General features: G+C 53.1%; 14 protein-coding genes. 8 read left to right on the top strand and 6 right to left on the bottom strand.

The genetic code is table 11. The features are described from left to right. Positions 1-124 precede the first annotated feature (124 nt). Positions 125-403 carry a response regulator transcription factor gene (locus tag HNQ92_RS29175; protein ID WP_425504292.1) on the bottom strand — a complete coding sequence of 93 codons (279 nt, stop codon included), beginning with the start codon at positions 401-403 and terminating at the stop codon, positions 125-127. 209 nt (positions 404-612) lie between these two features. Here HNQ92_RS29175 and HNQ92_RS14730 point away from each other — a divergent pair, with 209 nt between their 5' ends. From HNQ92_RS14730 to HNQ92_RS14720, 3 genes are all read left to right on the top strand, one after another. Beyond that, on the top strand, positions 613-1,221 hold the full coding sequence (locus tag HNQ92_RS14730) for a sugar transferase (protein WP_184174813.1): 609 nt from the start codon (positions 613-615) through the stop codon (positions 1,219-1,221). Positions 1,222-1,296: 75 nt separating this feature from the next. Further along, complete coding sequence (locus tag HNQ92_RS14725) at positions 1,297-1,899, top strand: acetyltransferase (protein ID WP_184174812.1); 603 nt, start codon at positions 1,297-1,299, stop codon at positions 1,897-1,899. A gap of 69 nt (positions 1,900-1,968) precedes the next feature. Then, positions 1,969-3,099 carry a DegT/DnrJ/EryC1/StrS family aminotransferase gene (locus tag HNQ92_RS14720; RefSeq protein WP_184174811.1) on the top strand — a complete coding sequence of 377 codons (1,131 nt, stop codon included), beginning with the start codon at positions 1,969-1,971 and terminating at the stop codon, positions 3,097-3,099. Between the two features lie 59 nt (positions 3,100-3,158). On the opposite strand, the gene HNQ92_RS14715 is transcribed toward HNQ92_RS14720, so the two are convergent. Further along, positions 3,159-3,647: a thioredoxin family protein gene (locus HNQ92_RS14715; RefSeq protein WP_246440208.1), complete on the bottom strand. Its 489-nt coding sequence runs from the start codon at positions 3,645-3,647 to the stop codon at positions 3,159-3,161. Positions 3,648-3,893: 246 nt separating this feature from the next. Between HNQ92_RS14715 and yihA the strand changes: the two genes are divergently transcribed. The 5 genes from yihA to HNQ92_RS14690 all read left to right on the top strand — a co-directional run bounded on the left by yihA (position 3,894) and on the right by HNQ92_RS14690 (position 8,117). Next, on the top strand, positions 3,894-4,508 hold the full coding sequence (gene yihA / locus HNQ92_RS14710; protein WP_184174810.1) for a ribosome biogenesis GTP-binding protein YihA/YsxC: 615 nt from the start codon (positions 3,894-3,896) through the stop codon (positions 4,506-4,508). Positions 4,509-4,623: 115 nt separating this feature from the next. Next, entirely contained in the window at positions 4,624-5,145 is a 522-nt protein-coding gene (locus HNQ92_RS14705; RefSeq protein WP_246440199.1) for a DUF5606 family protein, read from the top strand. A gap of 88 nt (positions 5,146-5,233) precedes the next feature. After that, a complete protein-coding gene (deoC, locus tag HNQ92_RS14700; RefSeq protein WP_184174808.1) occupies positions 5,234-5,896 on the top strand; it encodes a deoxyribose-phosphate aldolase in 663 nt (220 codons plus the stop codon). Next, positions 5,893-7,026 carry a glycosyltransferase gene (locus HNQ92_RS14695; RefSeq protein ID WP_184174807.1) on the top strand — a complete coding sequence of 378 codons (1,134 nt, stop codon included), beginning with the start codon at positions 5,893-5,895 and terminating at the stop codon, positions 7,024-7,026. The genes deoC and HNQ92_RS14695 overlap by 4 nt, the downstream gene beginning before the upstream one ends. Positions 7,027-7,172: 146 nt before the next feature. Further along, positions 7,173-8,117 (top strand): 3-oxoacyl-ACP synthase III family protein, encoded by a 945-nt coding sequence (locus HNQ92_RS14690; protein WP_184174806.1) that lies wholly within the window; start codon positions 7,173-7,175, stop codon positions 8,115-8,117. Positions 8,118-8,129: 12 nt separating this feature from the next. Here HNQ92_RS14690 and HNQ92_RS14685 read toward each other — a convergent pair whose 3' ends face one another. The 4 genes from HNQ92_RS14685 to rpoC all read right to left on the bottom strand — a co-directional run bounded on the left by HNQ92_RS14685 (position 8,130) and on the right by rpoC (position 16,651). After that, positions 8,130-9,383, bottom strand: a complete 1,254-nt coding sequence (locus HNQ92_RS14685) for an aspartyl protease family protein (RefSeq protein WP_246440196.1) — start codon at positions 9,381-9,383, stop codon at positions 8,130-8,132. Between the two features lie 134 nt (positions 9,384-9,517). Next, complete coding sequence (locus tag HNQ92_RS14680) at positions 9,518-11,512, bottom strand: M1 family metallopeptidase (RefSeq protein ID WP_184174805.1); 1,995 nt, start codon at positions 11,510-11,512, stop codon at positions 9,518-9,520. A 320-nt stretch (positions 11,513-11,832) separates the two neighbouring features. Continuing rightward, on the bottom strand, positions 11,833-12,162 hold the full coding sequence (locus HNQ92_RS14675; RefSeq protein ID WP_184174804.1) for a DUF3467 domain-containing protein: 330 nt from the start codon (positions 12,160-12,162) through the stop codon (positions 11,833-11,835). A 166-nt stretch (positions 12,163-12,328) separates the two neighbouring features. Continuing rightward, entirely contained in the window at positions 12,329-16,651 is a 4,323-nt protein-coding gene (rpoC, locus tag HNQ92_RS14670) for a DNA-directed RNA polymerase subunit beta' (RefSeq protein WP_184174803.1), read from the bottom strand. Positions 16,652-16,672 lie beyond the last annotated feature (21 nt).

Here is a 16,672-nt window from a genome sequence, read left to right as displayed (position 1 = left end):
AGGCCTTAGAGGATAAGAAACATATACACTCAAAGGTAAAGAGCCTGAATAACCATTCCAAGTGACTTATGTACTCAGAAACTTGTTACAAAAAGCAGTACAAAAAAAGACAATAGATTGATTATCAGTCTATATCAGGACAATAGGGAGAAGATATAGGGAGCTTACCCCAATAAATAGTATACGAATACTTGAGATGATCTATATTTCGACGGGCAAAATAGCCTAATGTACTGCGGCCTTTTAGTTGTAGCTTATCTCCAATACGGTTACGATAATTTATTACACTTCTTCCCGTTATGCAAAGCTTGTCCGCTATGGCCGTGTTAGAGAAGTCAGCTGCGACGTAGAGTAACACAATCCATTCACGTTGCGTTAGTAGATAGAGATGCTCGTTAGGCATCAAATAGCCATTTGGAAGGTTCATAGCGGTACGGCAGGATATAAAAGCTATTACTTAAGTAAAAGGTATGGATAACAAATATACAATTATCTGCTTATTCTAATATTCTTCTAATTATTATTTTTTTGCCTCTAAAAAAGAGCGGTGTTCGATCCACTCCTGGTACCTGAGAAAGATCTTTTCTAACTTGCCGTTTTTTCAAAGACCTCATGTACTTACGCTTCGGAAAACGTTTGGTGGATGTACTGGTAGCCCTGCTCGGGCTGCTTTTGTTGTGGCCTTTGCTGCTGGCCCTGACGCTCTTGCTGGCGGTAGCCAACGGGGGGAAGCCTTTTTTTTCTCAACGCCGCCCCGGCCGCCACGAGCGAATTTTTACACTTTACAAATTCAAAACCATGACCGACCGCCGCGACGCCCACGGGTACTTGCTCCCGGACGCCGAGCGGCTCACGCCCCTGGGCAGGCTGGTGCGCCGGACCTCCCTGGACGAACTACCCCAGCTCTGGAACGTACTGGTGGGCGACATGAGTCTGGTGGGCCCCCGCCCCCTGCTGGTGGGGTACCTGCCCCTCTACAACGAGCGGCAGCGGCTTCGGCACCGGGTACGGCCCGGCATCACCGGTTGGGCGCAGGTCAACGGGCGGAATACCGTGAGCTGGCCCCGGAAATTTGAGTATGATGTATGGTACGTCGAAAATTTATCGGCCAGTCTGGACCTTAAAATTCTATTCTTAACCGTTGGGAAGGTACTTCGTCGGGAAGGGATCAACGCCGCCACCAGCGCTACGGTTGAACCTTTTCGGGGGAATGGAGTATAATTAGTAAGGTACCTCTTTCGAACTAAAAGTACCTCTTCGAAGGTACTTGGTACGTTTCACCTTTTGCTCTAATTCATGCTACTATACGGAGCCAGCGGCCACGCCAAAGTAATCATCACCTGCCTACGCGCCCAGCGGGGCTTCGTGACGGCCATTTTTGACGACGACCCCGCCAAGACAGCCCTTTGGCAGGTACCCGTCATAGGTACCTACGACCCCACCCACCTCCCCACCGAAGAGCTCATCGTGGCCATTGGCGACAACGCCATCCGCCGCCGGATCGCCGGGCAGCTTCGCCACGCTTTTGGGCAAACCATTCACCCGTCCGCCCTCGTTGACGCCAGCGTGCAAGTAGGCGAAGGGAGCGTGGTACTTCAGGGGGCTATCTTGCAGGCCGATGCGCGCGTGGGGCGGCACGTCATCATCAACACTGGCGCGCACGTGGACCACGACTGCCGCCTGGACGACTTCGTGCACGTAGCGCCGGGCGCAACCCTCTGTGGCAACGTGCAGGTAGGTGAAGGTACCTTAGTCGGGGCCGGGAGCGTGGTAGCGCCAAACCTGCGCATTGGCCGGGAATGCGTGGTGGCGGCCGGGAGTGTGGTCACGACCTCCCTACCCGACTACGCCACCGTGCGTGGCAATCCGGCGCGCATCGTCAAAATCAGGCAGCCGTAGCGCGCTGGGAGGTACTTTTTAGTAACTTGCCCGCCCGGCAGCTCATCACGCTCTGTTGGCGTTTTCTTTATGTCTACTTCCAAAATCTGGCTTTCTTCGCCCCACCTTAGCGGCCACGAAATCACCTACATCCAGCAGGCGCTGGATACCAACTGGGTAGCGCCGCTGGGCCCCCACGTCGACGCCTTCGAGCAGGAGCTCGTCCACTACCTGGGAGGTGGCTACGCCGCGGCGCTTTCGTCGGGTACGGCGGCGCTGCACCTGGCGCTGGTGATGCTGGGCGTCGGGCCCGGCGACCTGGTTCTTTGCCAGTCGTTTACGTTTGCGGCCAGCGCCAACCCCATCAAGTACCTCGGTGCCATGCCCGTCTTCCTGGACAGCGAGCCCACTACCTGGAATCTGTGCCCACAGGCCCTGGAAGACGCCCTGAAGCACTACGCTGCCCAAGGCCAAAAGCCCAAGGCCGTCATTGGGGTACATCTGTACGGCATGCCCGCCCGGCTCGATGAGCTGCTGGCCCTCTGCGCGGCCTACGAAGTACCCTTTGTAGAAGACGCCGCCGAAGCCCTGGGCGCTACCTACCGGGGGCAGGCGGCAGGTACCTTTGGGGTACTTAGCATTCTTTCTTTCAACGGAAATAAGATCATCACCACCTCGGGGGGCGGGGCGCTGCTGGCGCGGGAAGAAAGCTGGGTGCAGCAGGCGCGTTTTCTGGCTACCCAGGCGCGCGACCCCGCTCCGCACTACCAGCATGCCCAGGTGGGGTACAACTACCGCCTCAGCAACGTGTGCGCGGGCATTGGGCGGGCGCAGCTAGAGGTACTTGACCAGCGCGTGGCCGCCCGCCGGGCCCATTTCGACTACTACCAGGCGCAGCTGGGGTACCTGCCGGGGCTTGTGTTTCAGCCCGAGGCAGCGGGTAGCTACTCCAACCGCTGGCTCAGCTGCTTCACCCTCGACCCGGCGCGGGCGGGAGGTACCTCCCGCGAAGACCTGCGACTGGCCCTGGAGGCCGAGCAGATCGAGTCGCGTCCGCTCTGGAAGCCCATGCACCAGCAGCCCGTTTTTGCGCAGGCCCCCTACTTTGGAGGTACCGTAGCCGACACGCTTTTTGAACAGGGCCTGTGCCTGCCCTCCGGCTCCAACCTCACCGAGGCTGACCGGGAGCGCGTGGTTAAGATTATACAGGATCAGTTCTAAAACGCAAGAAACCCGACGATGTCGCCGGGTTTCCTGCTATTCAAGGTACCTAGGGTACTTTATTGATTGGACACCACACCTTTCCCGATGGCGATGAGGCTTTCGGGCGACTGGTAACCTACTACTTTCTTCACCACATCACCACGCGTGTCAATAAAAAAGAGCGTTGGGTAGAATTCCAGCGGAAAGAGCCGGGCCAGCTGCGGACCTTCGCCCTGCTCCATGTCTACTTTTACGTTAATAAAGTTTTTATTGAAAATCTCTCCTACGTCTGCGCGGGTAAATACATTTTTTTGCATCAGCTTACAGGGACCGCACCAGCTGGTGTAGGCGTCCAGGAAGATGATTTTTTTTTCGGCCTTGGCTTTCTTCACAATAGCCGCCCAGGACGCTTCGGTAAATTGAATTCCTTTCTCATTCAGTACCTCAAGTACCTCGGGATTTTCGTCGCGGTCGGCGGTGGGCACGGTGGCCTCCTTTACCCAGGCGGTGGACCCCATCAGCAACACCACTCCGCACGCCCATGCTACCCTTTGAAACGTTTTCATTGCTCTTCGTTTGGTTTTTTAAATGTCCTTCTTAACACTGTACTAGATAACGTGCATCGTTCTCGTTTCGTTTTCTGGGCCGAAACTTCTTCTGATGATGCCAGCCTTTTACCGCCCCAAATTTACAAATTTCAAGTTTAGAATTGTCAAAACTACCTGATTCCTAAGTACCCCGGACGGGCTATTTACTACCAGGTTGCGGTAAAATACCTTACCTTTGCGGTTTGAATAGACCGACCCAACGTCATGCTGATCCAAGAAGCTGTTTACGTAACGAGCAATACCGACTACACCCAGTGCCCGGCACCTGACTTGCCCGAGTACGCCTTCATTGGCCGGTCGAACGTCGGGAAGTCTTCGTTGATCAACATGCTAACCGAGCGCAAAAACCTGGCCAAAACCTCGCAACTACCCGGAAAAACGCAGCTCATCAACCACTTCCTGATCAACGGTACCTGGTACCTGGTGGATCTGCCGGGCTACGGCTACGCCAAGGTAAGCAAGGAAGAACGCGAAAAATGGGAGCGTATGATCAATGACTACCTCTACCGCCGCCCCAACCTGCTCTGTACCTTTGTGCTGATTGATAGCCGTCATGAGCCCCAGCGCGCCGACCTGGACTTCATGAACCAACTGGGCGAAAACGGCATTCCTTTTCATTTGGTATTTACCAAGACGGACAAACTAAAAAGTAATCAGCTGGCGGCTAACCTGGATCTATACCAGCGTAAGCTCCTGGAAACCTGGGAAGAATTGCCTCCCCTTTTCATTACTTCGGCCGAAAAGGGAGAAGGACGAGAACCGCTCTTAGAGGCAATAGATACGTATAACCAGTCGTTTGAAAAAGCAAACCAAAAGTGAGTTGTTTGCCCGCTGATCTTTCCGTTATTTTGCGGAACGAAAAAGTACCTCTGGTATAAAAGCCAATTCATCATAACAAAGTACAAGAATGAGCGTAAAAGAAGAAACTTTAGGAATGGAACTGCTGAAAGAAATCGCCAATATATCCGGCAAAAGCGGCTTGTACCGTATTATGAAACCCAGCCGGTCGGGCGTGATTGTGGAAAGTCTTAACGAAAAGAAAGAAAAAACCATGATCGGCCCCACGGCCCGCGTATCGGTACTGAAAGACGTGTCGGTCTTTACCGAAGGCGAACAGGATTCGGTTCCGCTGGCTGACATCTTCCTGCGCATTCGGGAGCAGCACGGTGAGCTTGTGGAGCTCGATACCAAAACCGCCTCGGACAAAGACCTGACGGAGTTTCTGGACGGCATCCTGCCGGATTTTGATCGCTCACGCGTGTACGTCTCCGACATCAAGAAAATCATTATTTGGTATAACCTGCTGTCGCAGTACGCTCCGGCGGCCTTTGCCGAAGCGGCTCCTGAAGAGCCCGCCGCAGAAGCGAAGGATGAAGTACCTACGGAAACGGAAAAAGTAGAAGAAGTACCTACGGAGCCCACCAAAGCTCCCGCCAAAAAAAGCAAGAAGGGGTAGTTTTTCCAAACGCTTCCGCGCTACTTCTAAAGGAAAGACCCTGCCGGAACGGTGGGGTCTTCGCCTTGTTTCTGACTACTTTTCCCTTATGACCACCACCCTGGCTTCCTACTTAGACCACACGCTCCTCAGCCCCATTGCCAGCGAGACCGATATCCGGAAGCTGTGCGAAGAGGCTTGGATACACCAGTTTAAGGCGGTGTGCGTAGCGCCTACCTACGTGGGCTACGCCAAAGACATGCTGGAGTTTTGCCCCATCCGGATTGAAATCGCCACGGTGATTGGTTTTCCGCTGGGGTACTCTACCACGAGTGCTAAAGTAGCCGAGGCCGAAAGTACCCTGCGGCAGGGTGCTACGGAGCTGGACGTGGTCATGAACCTGGCGCGATTCAAGTCCATGGCTTACCTGAGTGTGCGGGAGGAAATCCGGCAGCTAACGGAGCTGGCGCACGCCCATCAGGCCCTGCTGAAGCTGATCATCGAAACAGCCTACCTCGATGACTTCGAACTGCATACCGCCTGCGAAATAGGCGCGGAAGCGGGCGTCGATTTTGTAAAAACCTCGACGGGCTTTACGCCTGAGGGGGCTACCCTCGACACCGTCCGGCTGATGCGCTCGTTGCTTCCCGCTACCATCCAAATCAAAGCCTCCGGAGGCATCCGTACCCGCCAACAAACCGAAGCATTTATGGAAGCAGGGGCTACCCGAATCGGGACTTCTGCCGGAGTAGCCATCATGACCCAAGCATGAAGCCGCGCGTTTTACTTCTTAGTACCGTACATCCTCCTACCGACCCGCGCATTGTGTACAAGATCGCCCCGGCCCTGGCTCAGGAGTACGAGGTACTTTGCGCGCTGCCTCAGGCTACCTCTACGGAGGCGGCCATTACCATGATCCGGCTCCCGCGCTTCCACAGGCTTTTGTTCAGGCTGCTGTTTTGCCACCCCGTGGTGCTCTGGAAATGCCTGCGCCTGCGCCCCGCCGTGGTTCATCTTTTTGTACCCGAACTCATCCCGATCGGCTTTCTGTTTCGGTGGCTGGGCGCAGAGGTGATCTACGAAGTGCAGGAAAATCTGTACAAGAAATTTACGCTCAAGCGCTACAACAACGAACCCGTTTTTCAGCAGCTTTTTCGCTACTTCGACCACTGGGCCCGGCGCTATTTTCGCCTGGTCCTCACCGAGCACGCCTATCTGGAAGAGTACCGCCGCCTGGCTTTTCCCGCTACGGTTGTCCATAACTATGCGGCCTTGCCTTTTCTGGATCACTACGCCGCCCAGGGAACGGCTTCTACCAGTCGTTGCCATCGCTTTTTTTACAGTGGGGTTATCTCCATGGAGCGGGGCTTCGATACGCTGATAGCCGCGCTGGCCCTGCTGCGTCGGCAGCAGGTAGACTTTGAGGTGCATCTATTCGGGAATGTCCTTTTCTCCTGGGAAGAAGCCCGGGCCTTGCCGGACTTTGACACCGTAAGACCCCACCTGACCTTTTATGGCTACACGGACCTGCGCCTGGCACTGCCTTATGCCCAGCGGGCGCGGGCGGGTATCGCGCTACTCAAACCCGTGGGTGACTACCCGGACTCCTACACCACCAAATTATTTGAGTACATGGCTCTGGAGCTTCCTGTCGTGACCTCCGATTTCCCACTGTATCGGGAAGTAGTAGAGCGGCACCAGTGCGGTTTTTGTATTTCCCCTTACAACCCGCAGGCGCTGGCCGATAACTTGCTATGGCTGGTGGAGCACCCCCTGGAAAGCGAACAAATGGGGCAACGCGGAAGAAGGGCCGTGGAGCAAAACTACAACTGGGCCACCGAAGTACAAACCCTGCTGACACTCTATAAAACCCTTTTGGCACCGAATAACAAAGTATCTTAGGCTAGATGGATAAATAATTATAAATTTACTATGATTTTATAAACTTATTATTGAATTGTTCAAATATCCAGTACTACGTTTTCTACGAAATATTTAACTTTCGACCACATTTTTAGTTGTCGTTTGTGGAGTCAATCTTCTCAACCATGTATATTAATAGGGTTAGTCATTACCTACCATCCCAAGTCATTGGTAACGAATATTTTACCGAATTAAACAATCTTTCCAGTGAATGGATCGTAGAGCGCACCGGTATCCACGAACGACGTAAAGCCGGGCCGGATGAAAATACCAACACCATGGCCATCGAGGCCGTCCGAATCCTGCTCGAGACCATCCCCTATAGTAAGAATGAAATTGATCTCATAGTAGGTGCCACCTATACGCCTTACGACACCATCGTGTCGCTGGCGCACGCAGTACAGCACTACGTGCAGCTGCCGGATATTCCGGTGCTTTCGGTTTCGTCGGCCTGCTCATCGCTGCTCAATGCCATTGAAATCGTAGAAGGGTACTTTGCCATGGGTAAAGCCACGAAGGCCATCGTGGTGGTAGCAGACCACAACACGGCCTACTACAACGAGCGCGATACGGTATCGGGCCACCTATGGGGCGACGGTGCCTCCGCCATGGTGATCTCTAAGGAGCGCCAAACCGAGTCGGACCTGCACATTCGAGCGCTCATTACCGGCGGAGCCGCTACCAGTGGCAAGGCCATTGAGGCCGTGGTACTTCGCCCCAATGAGCGCGGGGTAGTGATGCCTTACGGGCGTGATGTGTTTCAAAATGCCTGTACCTACATGCCCAAAGTAAGCCAGCAGGTACTTCAGCGCTGTGGACTCACCATTGACGACATCGACTACCTGATTCCGCACCAGGCTAACCATCGCATTAGCCTGAATGTCATAGGTACCTTGGGCATACCCGAATCGAAGCTCATTTCCAATATTCAGCGCCTGGGAAATACCGGCTGCGCAGGCTGTGCCATTGCCCTATCCGAACATTTTGACCGATTTGAGAAAGGACAGCGCATCGTTTTTACGGTGTTTGGGGGAGGGTACTCCTACGGGGCTATGCTCGTGGAAGTTTGACGGGGCACGAATTCAGATAATTCGTTTCAGGATAAAACTCGTAAAAACCAGCCGTTCGCCCCGCCGGATGATCAGGTCAATCTGCTTGCCTTCCTTTCTTTGTAAGAGTTTGTAAATACCCGTCATGGTTAAGTTCGTGACCGATGTATTATTGATGAACAGGATTTTGTCGTCCTTTTCCACTCCCGCCAGATCGGCCGGTGAATTCTCGATCACCCGATCTACGTAGTAGGTGTTAAACTCCTCCCCCTTGGCCCGCAGATCCATGCCGCTCATATCGTGCTCAAACTTTTCTTTTAAAAGCTTTTTGTGCGGTTTTAAGGCAATGTATTGATCCCGGTAGTTATAGGTTACCGTAAACCGCCGCAAGAGCTCTCCCCCAATATTTCCCTGCCGGTCGGCGCGGCCGGGCATTTTGGCGCTGAACGACGAACTATCCGGAAAGGAAGTAAGGACGTCCGTTAGCTCATACCGTCCTACTTGAAGCTTTTCCATCCGCCCCAGGTGGCCGTTAACAATGCCCCCCAGCCCTATTCCCAGTTGCACGCCAATTACCTTATTCGGTAGGGGTACGTCACTGGTGTAGGTATTGAGCATCAGCGCGTGCCCAGCCCCCGTATCCAAAAGTACCTGCAGGGGTACCTCACGGCCCCCTTCCAGCACTTTCACCGCCTCAAGGTAAGGACGCTTGTTGTCGATTCGGATGGGTACGCGGCTCCCGGCAGACCTTCGGTAGCGGTAGCGATTGGGGTTTTGGATCACTAGCTGATGGCGACGAAAGTCGATGGTAATTACAAATTGCTCGAAAAGCTCGTAGCCTAGAAGTCCGTGGATGCGGGTGCCGACGAATTCCGAAAGCTGAAGGAGATCCTTTTCAAAAACGAGTAAGTTATGCTCGTAGGTACGTACCTGGCCCATATGTAGGGTATTACCAATGCTTACCTGCGCCCGCTGAACCGAATCACTGCTTCCCAAGCCATTGATAGCAATGCTTCGCGGGTAGTCCTGATTTACGAACTCCGCAATGCAGGGATCCGTCACAATCGTATTGCTGACGCCCGTATCCAGGATGAAGCGGAGGGTGTCGGAATTATTAATGCGGATGGGTACAATCACCAGGTTACAATGCGACTCAAAAGGTACCCGCACGACCTTTCTTTTCTGTGTCAGGTGAAAGCCAAAAAGCTTCTGCTGGGCTTTGAGCTGAACAGGTACCAGAAATAACCATAATGTAACCGATAGAAACGATAGCAACCTCATACTCATGGCTCTACAACGCCTAACAAGTTGCAAATTTTAACCAACAAATCCAACTTAATAACACAAAAGTACCCTCTTCCCGCAGCCAACACCTAATCGGCCACGGAAAGAGGGTACTTAATACATCAGAATGAGGTTCTTTAATTGGTAACCGGAGGCGTGTAGCGCAGTGGCTTCCAGCTATTATTGCGAGGATTTATATCCGGCAATTTCCGATCCGGGTCAATCGTCACCGAGCGCAGCGGCTGCTCCGTCTGGGCCCGGAACGTCCAGGTACCCCCGCGCTGCCACACTTCTACGGGTAGCTCTACGCGTACCTTCTTACCGCTTACTTCTTCCAGCTCCACTACGGCCGGCATGGCCATTTGCTCAAGGTTTTCGATGGTAATGATCGAGCCTTTCTGGGGGTTCTGCTCCACGTAAGTTACGTCTTTCACGCTTTGGTCCAGCCGGTAGTTCTCAAAGAACCAACCCTTCCAAAACCACCCCAGGTCCTCGCCGGCGGCGTCTTCCATGGTCCGGAAGAAATCGTAGGGTGTAGGGTGTTTGAAAGCCCAGCGCTTCACGTACTGGCGGAAGGCGTAGTCGAAGCGCTCTTTGCCAAGTACCTGCTCGCGCAGCATCTTTAGGCCAATGGCGGGCTTGTAGTAGGCCTCCCAGCCCAGGTTCTTAGACTGGATCACGTCCGGTATGGTTATGATAGGATCGGCGTCTTCGCGGAAGATGATCGGCGCCAGACGGTGCTGATCGTCCATCTGGTTGCTCTTGTACTCGCCGTTGTTGAAGTTGTCGCCCGACAGGAAATTGATGAACGTATTGAAGCCCTCGTCCATCCAGGCGTACTTGCGCTCGTTGTTACCCACGATCATCGGGAACCAGTTGTGGCCAAACTCGTGGTCAGTAACGCCCCAGAGGCTCTCGTTGCGGTCGCTGTGGCTACAGAACACAATGCCGGGGTACTCCATCCCACCCACGATACCGGCCACGTTGGTAGCTACGGGGTAGGTATATTCGTACACGTAGTTGGAATAAAACTCAATGCAGCCTTTGACGTACTCCGTCGAGCGTCCCCAGCCGTCTTTGCCACCGTCCTCGACGGGGTATACCGACTGCGCCAGGGCGATTTTCCCACTGGGCAGGTTGATCCGGGCAGCGTCCCACACAAAGGCCTTGGAAGTACCCCAGGCTACGTCACGGGCCTCCTGGCAGCGGAAGCGCCAGGTCAAAGTACCCGACTGCTTGGGCCGGGAGGCCGGGCTGGTCACCTCCTCGGCGGTCCGGATCATGACGGTTTGGTCGCTTTTCCGGGCATCGTCCAGGCGTTTGATCTGCTCGCTGGTAAGTACCTCGCGGGGATTCAACAATTCTCCCGAGCCCACCACGATGTGATCCCAGGGCACGGTGACGTTATACTCAAAATCGCCGTAGTCGAGGTAAAACTCGCCCGCTCCCAGGTAAGGAAGTACGTTCCAGCCTTCGATGTCATCGTACACACACACGCGCGGGTACCACTGGGCCATTTCGTAAATAATGCCGTTCTTGGTTTGCAAAGTACCCATGCGGTCAGAGCCGTATTGCGGTATTTTGAAGGAATAGCCAATCTTGATCTTCACCACGTCGCCACCCGCCTTGAGGGGGTCGGTGAGACGTACCTGTAGCCGGGTATCGCTGATGATGTAGTTGGCCTCAACGGCCTTACCTTTCCCCTGCTGCACCGTCACCGACGTGATCTTATTGCCTCCATCAAAGCCTATATTCCCGAAGCGCCCGCCCGTGATGGGGGTCGTTTTGCCGCCGCGGGAGTGGTCATTAAAGGCATTCTGATCCAGCTGCAACCAGATAAACTCCAGGGCGTCCGGGCTGTTGTTTTTGTAGGTAAGCTCCACGTCGCCGGTCAGGGTGCCAGCCGCTTCGTCCAGCGTGACGTTCGCTTTGTAGTCCGCGCGGTTTTGCCAGTAGCGCGGGCCAGGGAGTCCGCCGCCGGTGCGGTACTCGTTGCCGGGCTGGTAGTTAAACAGGGGGTGAAAAAGTACGTGCGCGTCATATTTTGACTTGCCCGTCTCCTGCGCATAAGTACTCAGCGAGCCGAGCCAGCAAAGTACGATGGCCCACACGCGATAAGTAGGTATCTTCATTCTAATTGTTTTTATAAAAAAGGATTAATTGATAATACTAAACGAGCAAGATACCGCTTTTGTCAGTATGCCGGGTTAAATATTTTAAGAAAGTCTGGCCACGGAAGTTCAGTATCCCTACTACCATCTCAGAGACCAAAGTACCTGCTAAATCATTGGCCGCGTGCCATTAAAGTACCCTGATCGTATACTCCAGCATCTTTAGCTCCACCATGAGGATAGCGAGGGCATACGGGCTCAGCTCATGTGCTAAGCAAAATCCGTAAGCCCAACCTGATGTACTTACTCAGCTACGTGGTAGATTGCTTTCGGAGGTACTTCTAAGCTTCGCCGCCGGGGCCTCCAAAACTCATCGGGAAGTTGAAACTGGGGCCATCATCATTGGATTGGTGAATGGGTCCGTGAATGTCCTCAAATTTGCGGATGTTATCCTTTAATGCGCCCAGCAAGCGCTTGGCGTGCTCAGGGGTAAGAATGACCCGCGCCTTCACTTTGGCTTTGGGTACTCCGGGCATGAGTCGGATGAAATCCAGGATAAATTCACTGTTGGAATGAGCGATCATAGCGAGGTTGGAGTAAACGCCTTCCGCCATTTCTTCCGACAGCTCAATATTGATTTGCTGTTCTAAGTCTTGGTTGTGGTCTTCCATGATTTGACTGTTTTAGTGCCTAGTATAGCTACTGGTAAGGTGATTAAGGGATAGGAGTAAAGGTATTGTATCCATTTAAAGCCCCAATTTACTATTAAAAAAAGCCAACCCCGTTTCCGAGGCTGGCTTTTTATTTTTGCCTATTGGAAATGCTTTTGGTTTTCGATCAGGCTAGCTCGCGTTTTTTGCGGGCTGATTTTTCGCGCGATTCTACCAAAGCATCAAATTCATCCTTAGAACCTACCAGGAGGTTGTTGTAGCGGCGCATACCCGTTCCGGCCGGAATGAGGTGACCTACGATCACGTTCTCTTTCAGACCGTTGAGTTCATCGCGCTTACCGCGGACGGCGGCTTCGCTAAGTACCTTGGTGGTTTCCTGGAAGGAAGCCGCGGACACGAAGCTTTCGGTACCCAGGGAGGCCTGGGTAATCCCCATCAGCGTAGGCTTGGCTACGGCCGCTTGGGCATCCCGTGCTTTCACGAGCTTGAGGTCGCGGCGTTTCAGGCTGGAATTCTCGTCCCGCAGGCGGCGTACCGACACAATCATACCGGGCTTAAGGGATTCCGAATCACCCGATTCTTCCACCACTTTCATGTCCAGAATCTTGTCATTTTCTTCCCGGAATACCCAGCGATCTACGGGTTGCATTTCGAGAAAGTTGGTGTCGCCCGCATCCAGAATTTCTACTTTCTGCATCATCTGGCGCACGATACACTCAATATGCTTATCGTTGATCTTCACCCCTTGCAGGCGGTAGACTTCCTGAATCTCGTTCACCAAGTACTCTTGCACGGCGGTAGGCCCTTTGATAGAGAGAATATCTGCGGGCGTGATGGCTCCATCTGAAAGCGGATCACCGGCCTTCACAAAGTCGCCGTCCTGCACCAGGATGTGCTTCGAGAGTGCTACCATGTAGCGGCGTTGGGTACCATCGCGTGACTCGATCAGGATCTCGCGGTTACCGCGTTTCACCCCACCGTAGCTAACTACTCCGTCGATTTCACTCACCGTAGCGGGGTTAGAAGGATTACGGGCTTCGAAAAGCTCCGTTACCCGAGGCAGACCTCCCGTAATATCGCGGGTTTTACCAACCACGCGCGGGATTTTAGCCAGCGGCTGTCCGGCCCTTACCTTCACGCCGTTCTTAACTACCAAACGAGCTCCTACGGGTAGGTTATACGATTTTTCCGTTTGGTCTTTCAGTAGGGTACTTTTTCCTCTTACCACCACGGCCGGGTTTTTCGTTTTGTCCCGGGTCTCGATGATCACGGCCTCCTGGAAGCCCGTTTGCTCATCAAACTCTTCGCGGTAGGTAACGCCTTCTTCGATGGCATCGAACTCCGCCGAACCATCAAATTCAGAAAGGATAACGGCATTGTATGGATCCCAGCTACAAAGCTCTTGACCTTTGAATACCTTGTCTCCCTCCTTCACGATCAGGTGCGCACCGTAAGGTACGTTGTTGGAAATGAGTAGTTGCTTCGTTTCGGGATGGACAATCTTCACTTCACCCGAGCGACCCATCACCACCGTCACCGGATCTCCCTCGGCGTTGGTCGAGACCACCAGACGCAAATCTTCAAACTGAATTACGCCTTCGAATTTGGCCTTGATGTTAGCCTCTACGGCAATGTTGGAAGCAGTACCCCCAACGTGGAAAGTACGTAGCGTCAGCTGAGTACCCGGCTCTCCGATGGATTGCGAGGCAATAACACCCACGGCTTCTCCGTCATTCACCATTTGCCCCGTGGCCAGGCTACGTCCGTAGCATTTGGCACAAACGCCATTGCGGGTTTCGCAGGTAAGTACCGAGCGAATCTCTACGGTATCGATGCTGGTTTCGTCGATCTGGTTGGCGATCTCTTCGGTGATTTCACCTCCCGATTCCACGATCAGCTCGTTCGATAAAGGATCAAAAATATCGTGCACGCTCACGCGGCCCAGGATACGCTCCGAGAGCGGCTCCACGATGTCCTCGTTGTCTTTAAGGGCCGATATTTGAATACCCCTCAGGGTTTCGCAATCTTCTTCTACCACGACTACATCCTGTGCTACGTCATGCAAACGACGCGTCAGGTAACCCGCATCCGCGGTCTTAAGGGCCGTATCCGCCAGACCTTTCCGGGCACCGTGGGTGGAGATAAAGTACTCAAGTACATCAAGTCCTTCTTTAAAGTTAGAAAGAATCGGGTTCTCGATGATCTCCCCTGCGCCACCGGCCAGGTTTTTCTGAGGCTTAGCCATCAAACCACGCATTCCACCCAGCTGCCGGATTTGCTCCCTGGAACCACGCGCTCCGGAGTGCATCATCATATAGATGGAGTTAAACCCACCCTGATCCGCTTCGAGTTGCTTCATCAGCGTTTCGGTAATGCGGGAATTCACGCGGGTCCAGATATCAATCACCTGGTTATAGCGCTCGTTCTCGGTGATGAGTCCCATGAGGTAGTTGTTCCAAACAGCCTCTACGTCTTTCTTAGCCGTTTCGATCAGCTGCTCTTTTTCGGCCGGTACCATGACGTCGTTTAGTCCAATGGACAATCCACCCCGGAAGGCCATCTGGAAGCCAAGCTCCTTGATGTCGTCCAGGAAGTGAGCCGTACGTGAGACTCCTGCCATTTTAAATACCTGCCCAATAATCTGCTGCAATTTCTTTTTCGTGAGCAGCTCATTGATATAACCTACCTCTTCGGGTACGTACTGGTTGAACAGAATCCGACCAGCTACGGTATCAATCAATTTTGTTTCAAAAGTACCGTCCTCTTTCCGAAGCCGTACGCGGCATTTGATGTTGGCGTGCTTGGATACGCGTCCTTCATTGATAGCCACGATCACTTCATCGGGCCCGTAGAACGTCATACCTTCTCCCAAAATAGGATAGCCTGGCGTGCTGACGCGCCCTTTGGTTACGTAGTACAAGCCAAGTACCATGTCTTGCGAAGGGACCGTAATGGGTGCTCCATTGGCCGGGTTCAGAATGTTGTGCGAGGAAATCATCAACAGCGACGCTTCCAGCACGGCTTCTTGTCCCAGGGGTACGTGAACGGCCATTTGGTCACCGTCAAAGTCAGCATTAAAGGCCGTACAAACGAGTGGGTGCAGCTGAATAGCTTTCCCTTCGATAAGCTTAGGCTGGAATGCCTGGATACCCAAACGGTGCAGCGTAGGAGCCCGGTTGAGCAGCACGGGGTGCCCTTTGAGTACGTTCTCCAGAATATCCCAGATTACCGGGTCTTTCCGATCTACGATTTTCTTAGCCGATTTTACGGTTTTTACGATACCGCGCTCGATGAGCTTGCGGATAATAAACGGCTTGAAAAGCTCGGCTGCCATGTCCTTAGGCAAGCCACACTCGTGTAGCTTCAGCTCAGGACCTACCACAATCACCGAACGGCCCGAGTAATCGACCCGCTTACCGAGCAAGTTCTGCCGGAACCGTCCCTGCTTTCCTTTCAGCATATCCGAAAGGGATTTCAGCGCCCGATTTCCTTCTGAACGTACCGCGTTTACTTTACGGCTGTTGTCAAAGAGAGAATCTACCGCTTCCTGAAGCATCCGCTTTTCGTTACGAAGAATAACCTCAGGTGCTTTTATTTCGATCAAACGCTTCAGACGGTTGTTCCGAATGATAACGCGGCGATACAAATCGTTCAGATCGGAAGTAGCAAAACGCCCACCGTCCAGGGGTACCAACGGGCGAAGCTCCGGTGGAATAACGGGGACCATCTTGATCACCATCCATTCGGGACGGTTTTCTACGCGTGTATTTGCATCCCGAAAGGCTTCTACCACTTTCAAACGTTTCAGAGCTTCCGCCTTGCGCTGCTGCGACGTATCGGTAGCCGCCTGGTGGCGCAGTTCATAGGAAAGCTCGTCCAGATTGATACGATTAAGTAGCATCTCGAGGGCTTCGGCTCCCATTTTGGCAATAAACTTGTTCGGATCAATATCCGGCAAGAGTTGGTTTTCGCGCGGAAGCTTGTCAATGATATCCAGGTACTCGTCTTCCGTTAGGAAATCCATGTAGCTCACACCATCTTCAGCCTTCACCCCGGCCTGCACTACGGCATACCGCTCGTAGTAGATAATTTGATCCAGTTTCTTGGTCGATAAGCCCAGCAGGTACCCAATTTTATTGGGTAGGCTCCTGAAATACCAGATGTGTGCCACGGGCACTACGAGCTCAATATGGCCCATGCGCTCACGACGTACTTTTTTCTCGGTCACTTCTACACCACAACGATCGCAGATGATTCCTTTGTAGCGGATACGTTTGTACTTACCACAGTGGCATTCCCAGTCCTTTACCGGACCGAAAATCCGTTCGCAGAACAAGCCACCCATTTCCGGCTTATAGGTCCGGTAGTTGATGGTTTCAGGTTGCGTTACCTCACCGTAGGAGCTTTCGAGGATCGACTCCGGCGATGCCAAGCTAATGGTAATGCTCTGAAAATCACTGTTTAACTTTTTATTCTTTTTAAAAGACATATTGTTGATCTTTATTTCGGT

The organism is Rhabdobacter roseus, assembly GCF_014202275.1.
Lineage (GTDB): Bacteria > Bacteroidota > Bacteroidia > Cytophagales > Spirosomataceae > Rhabdobacter > Rhabdobacter roseus.
Note: the sequence above shows the minus strand (reverse complement) of the source record. Positions and strands in the feature narration are given on the sequence as shown.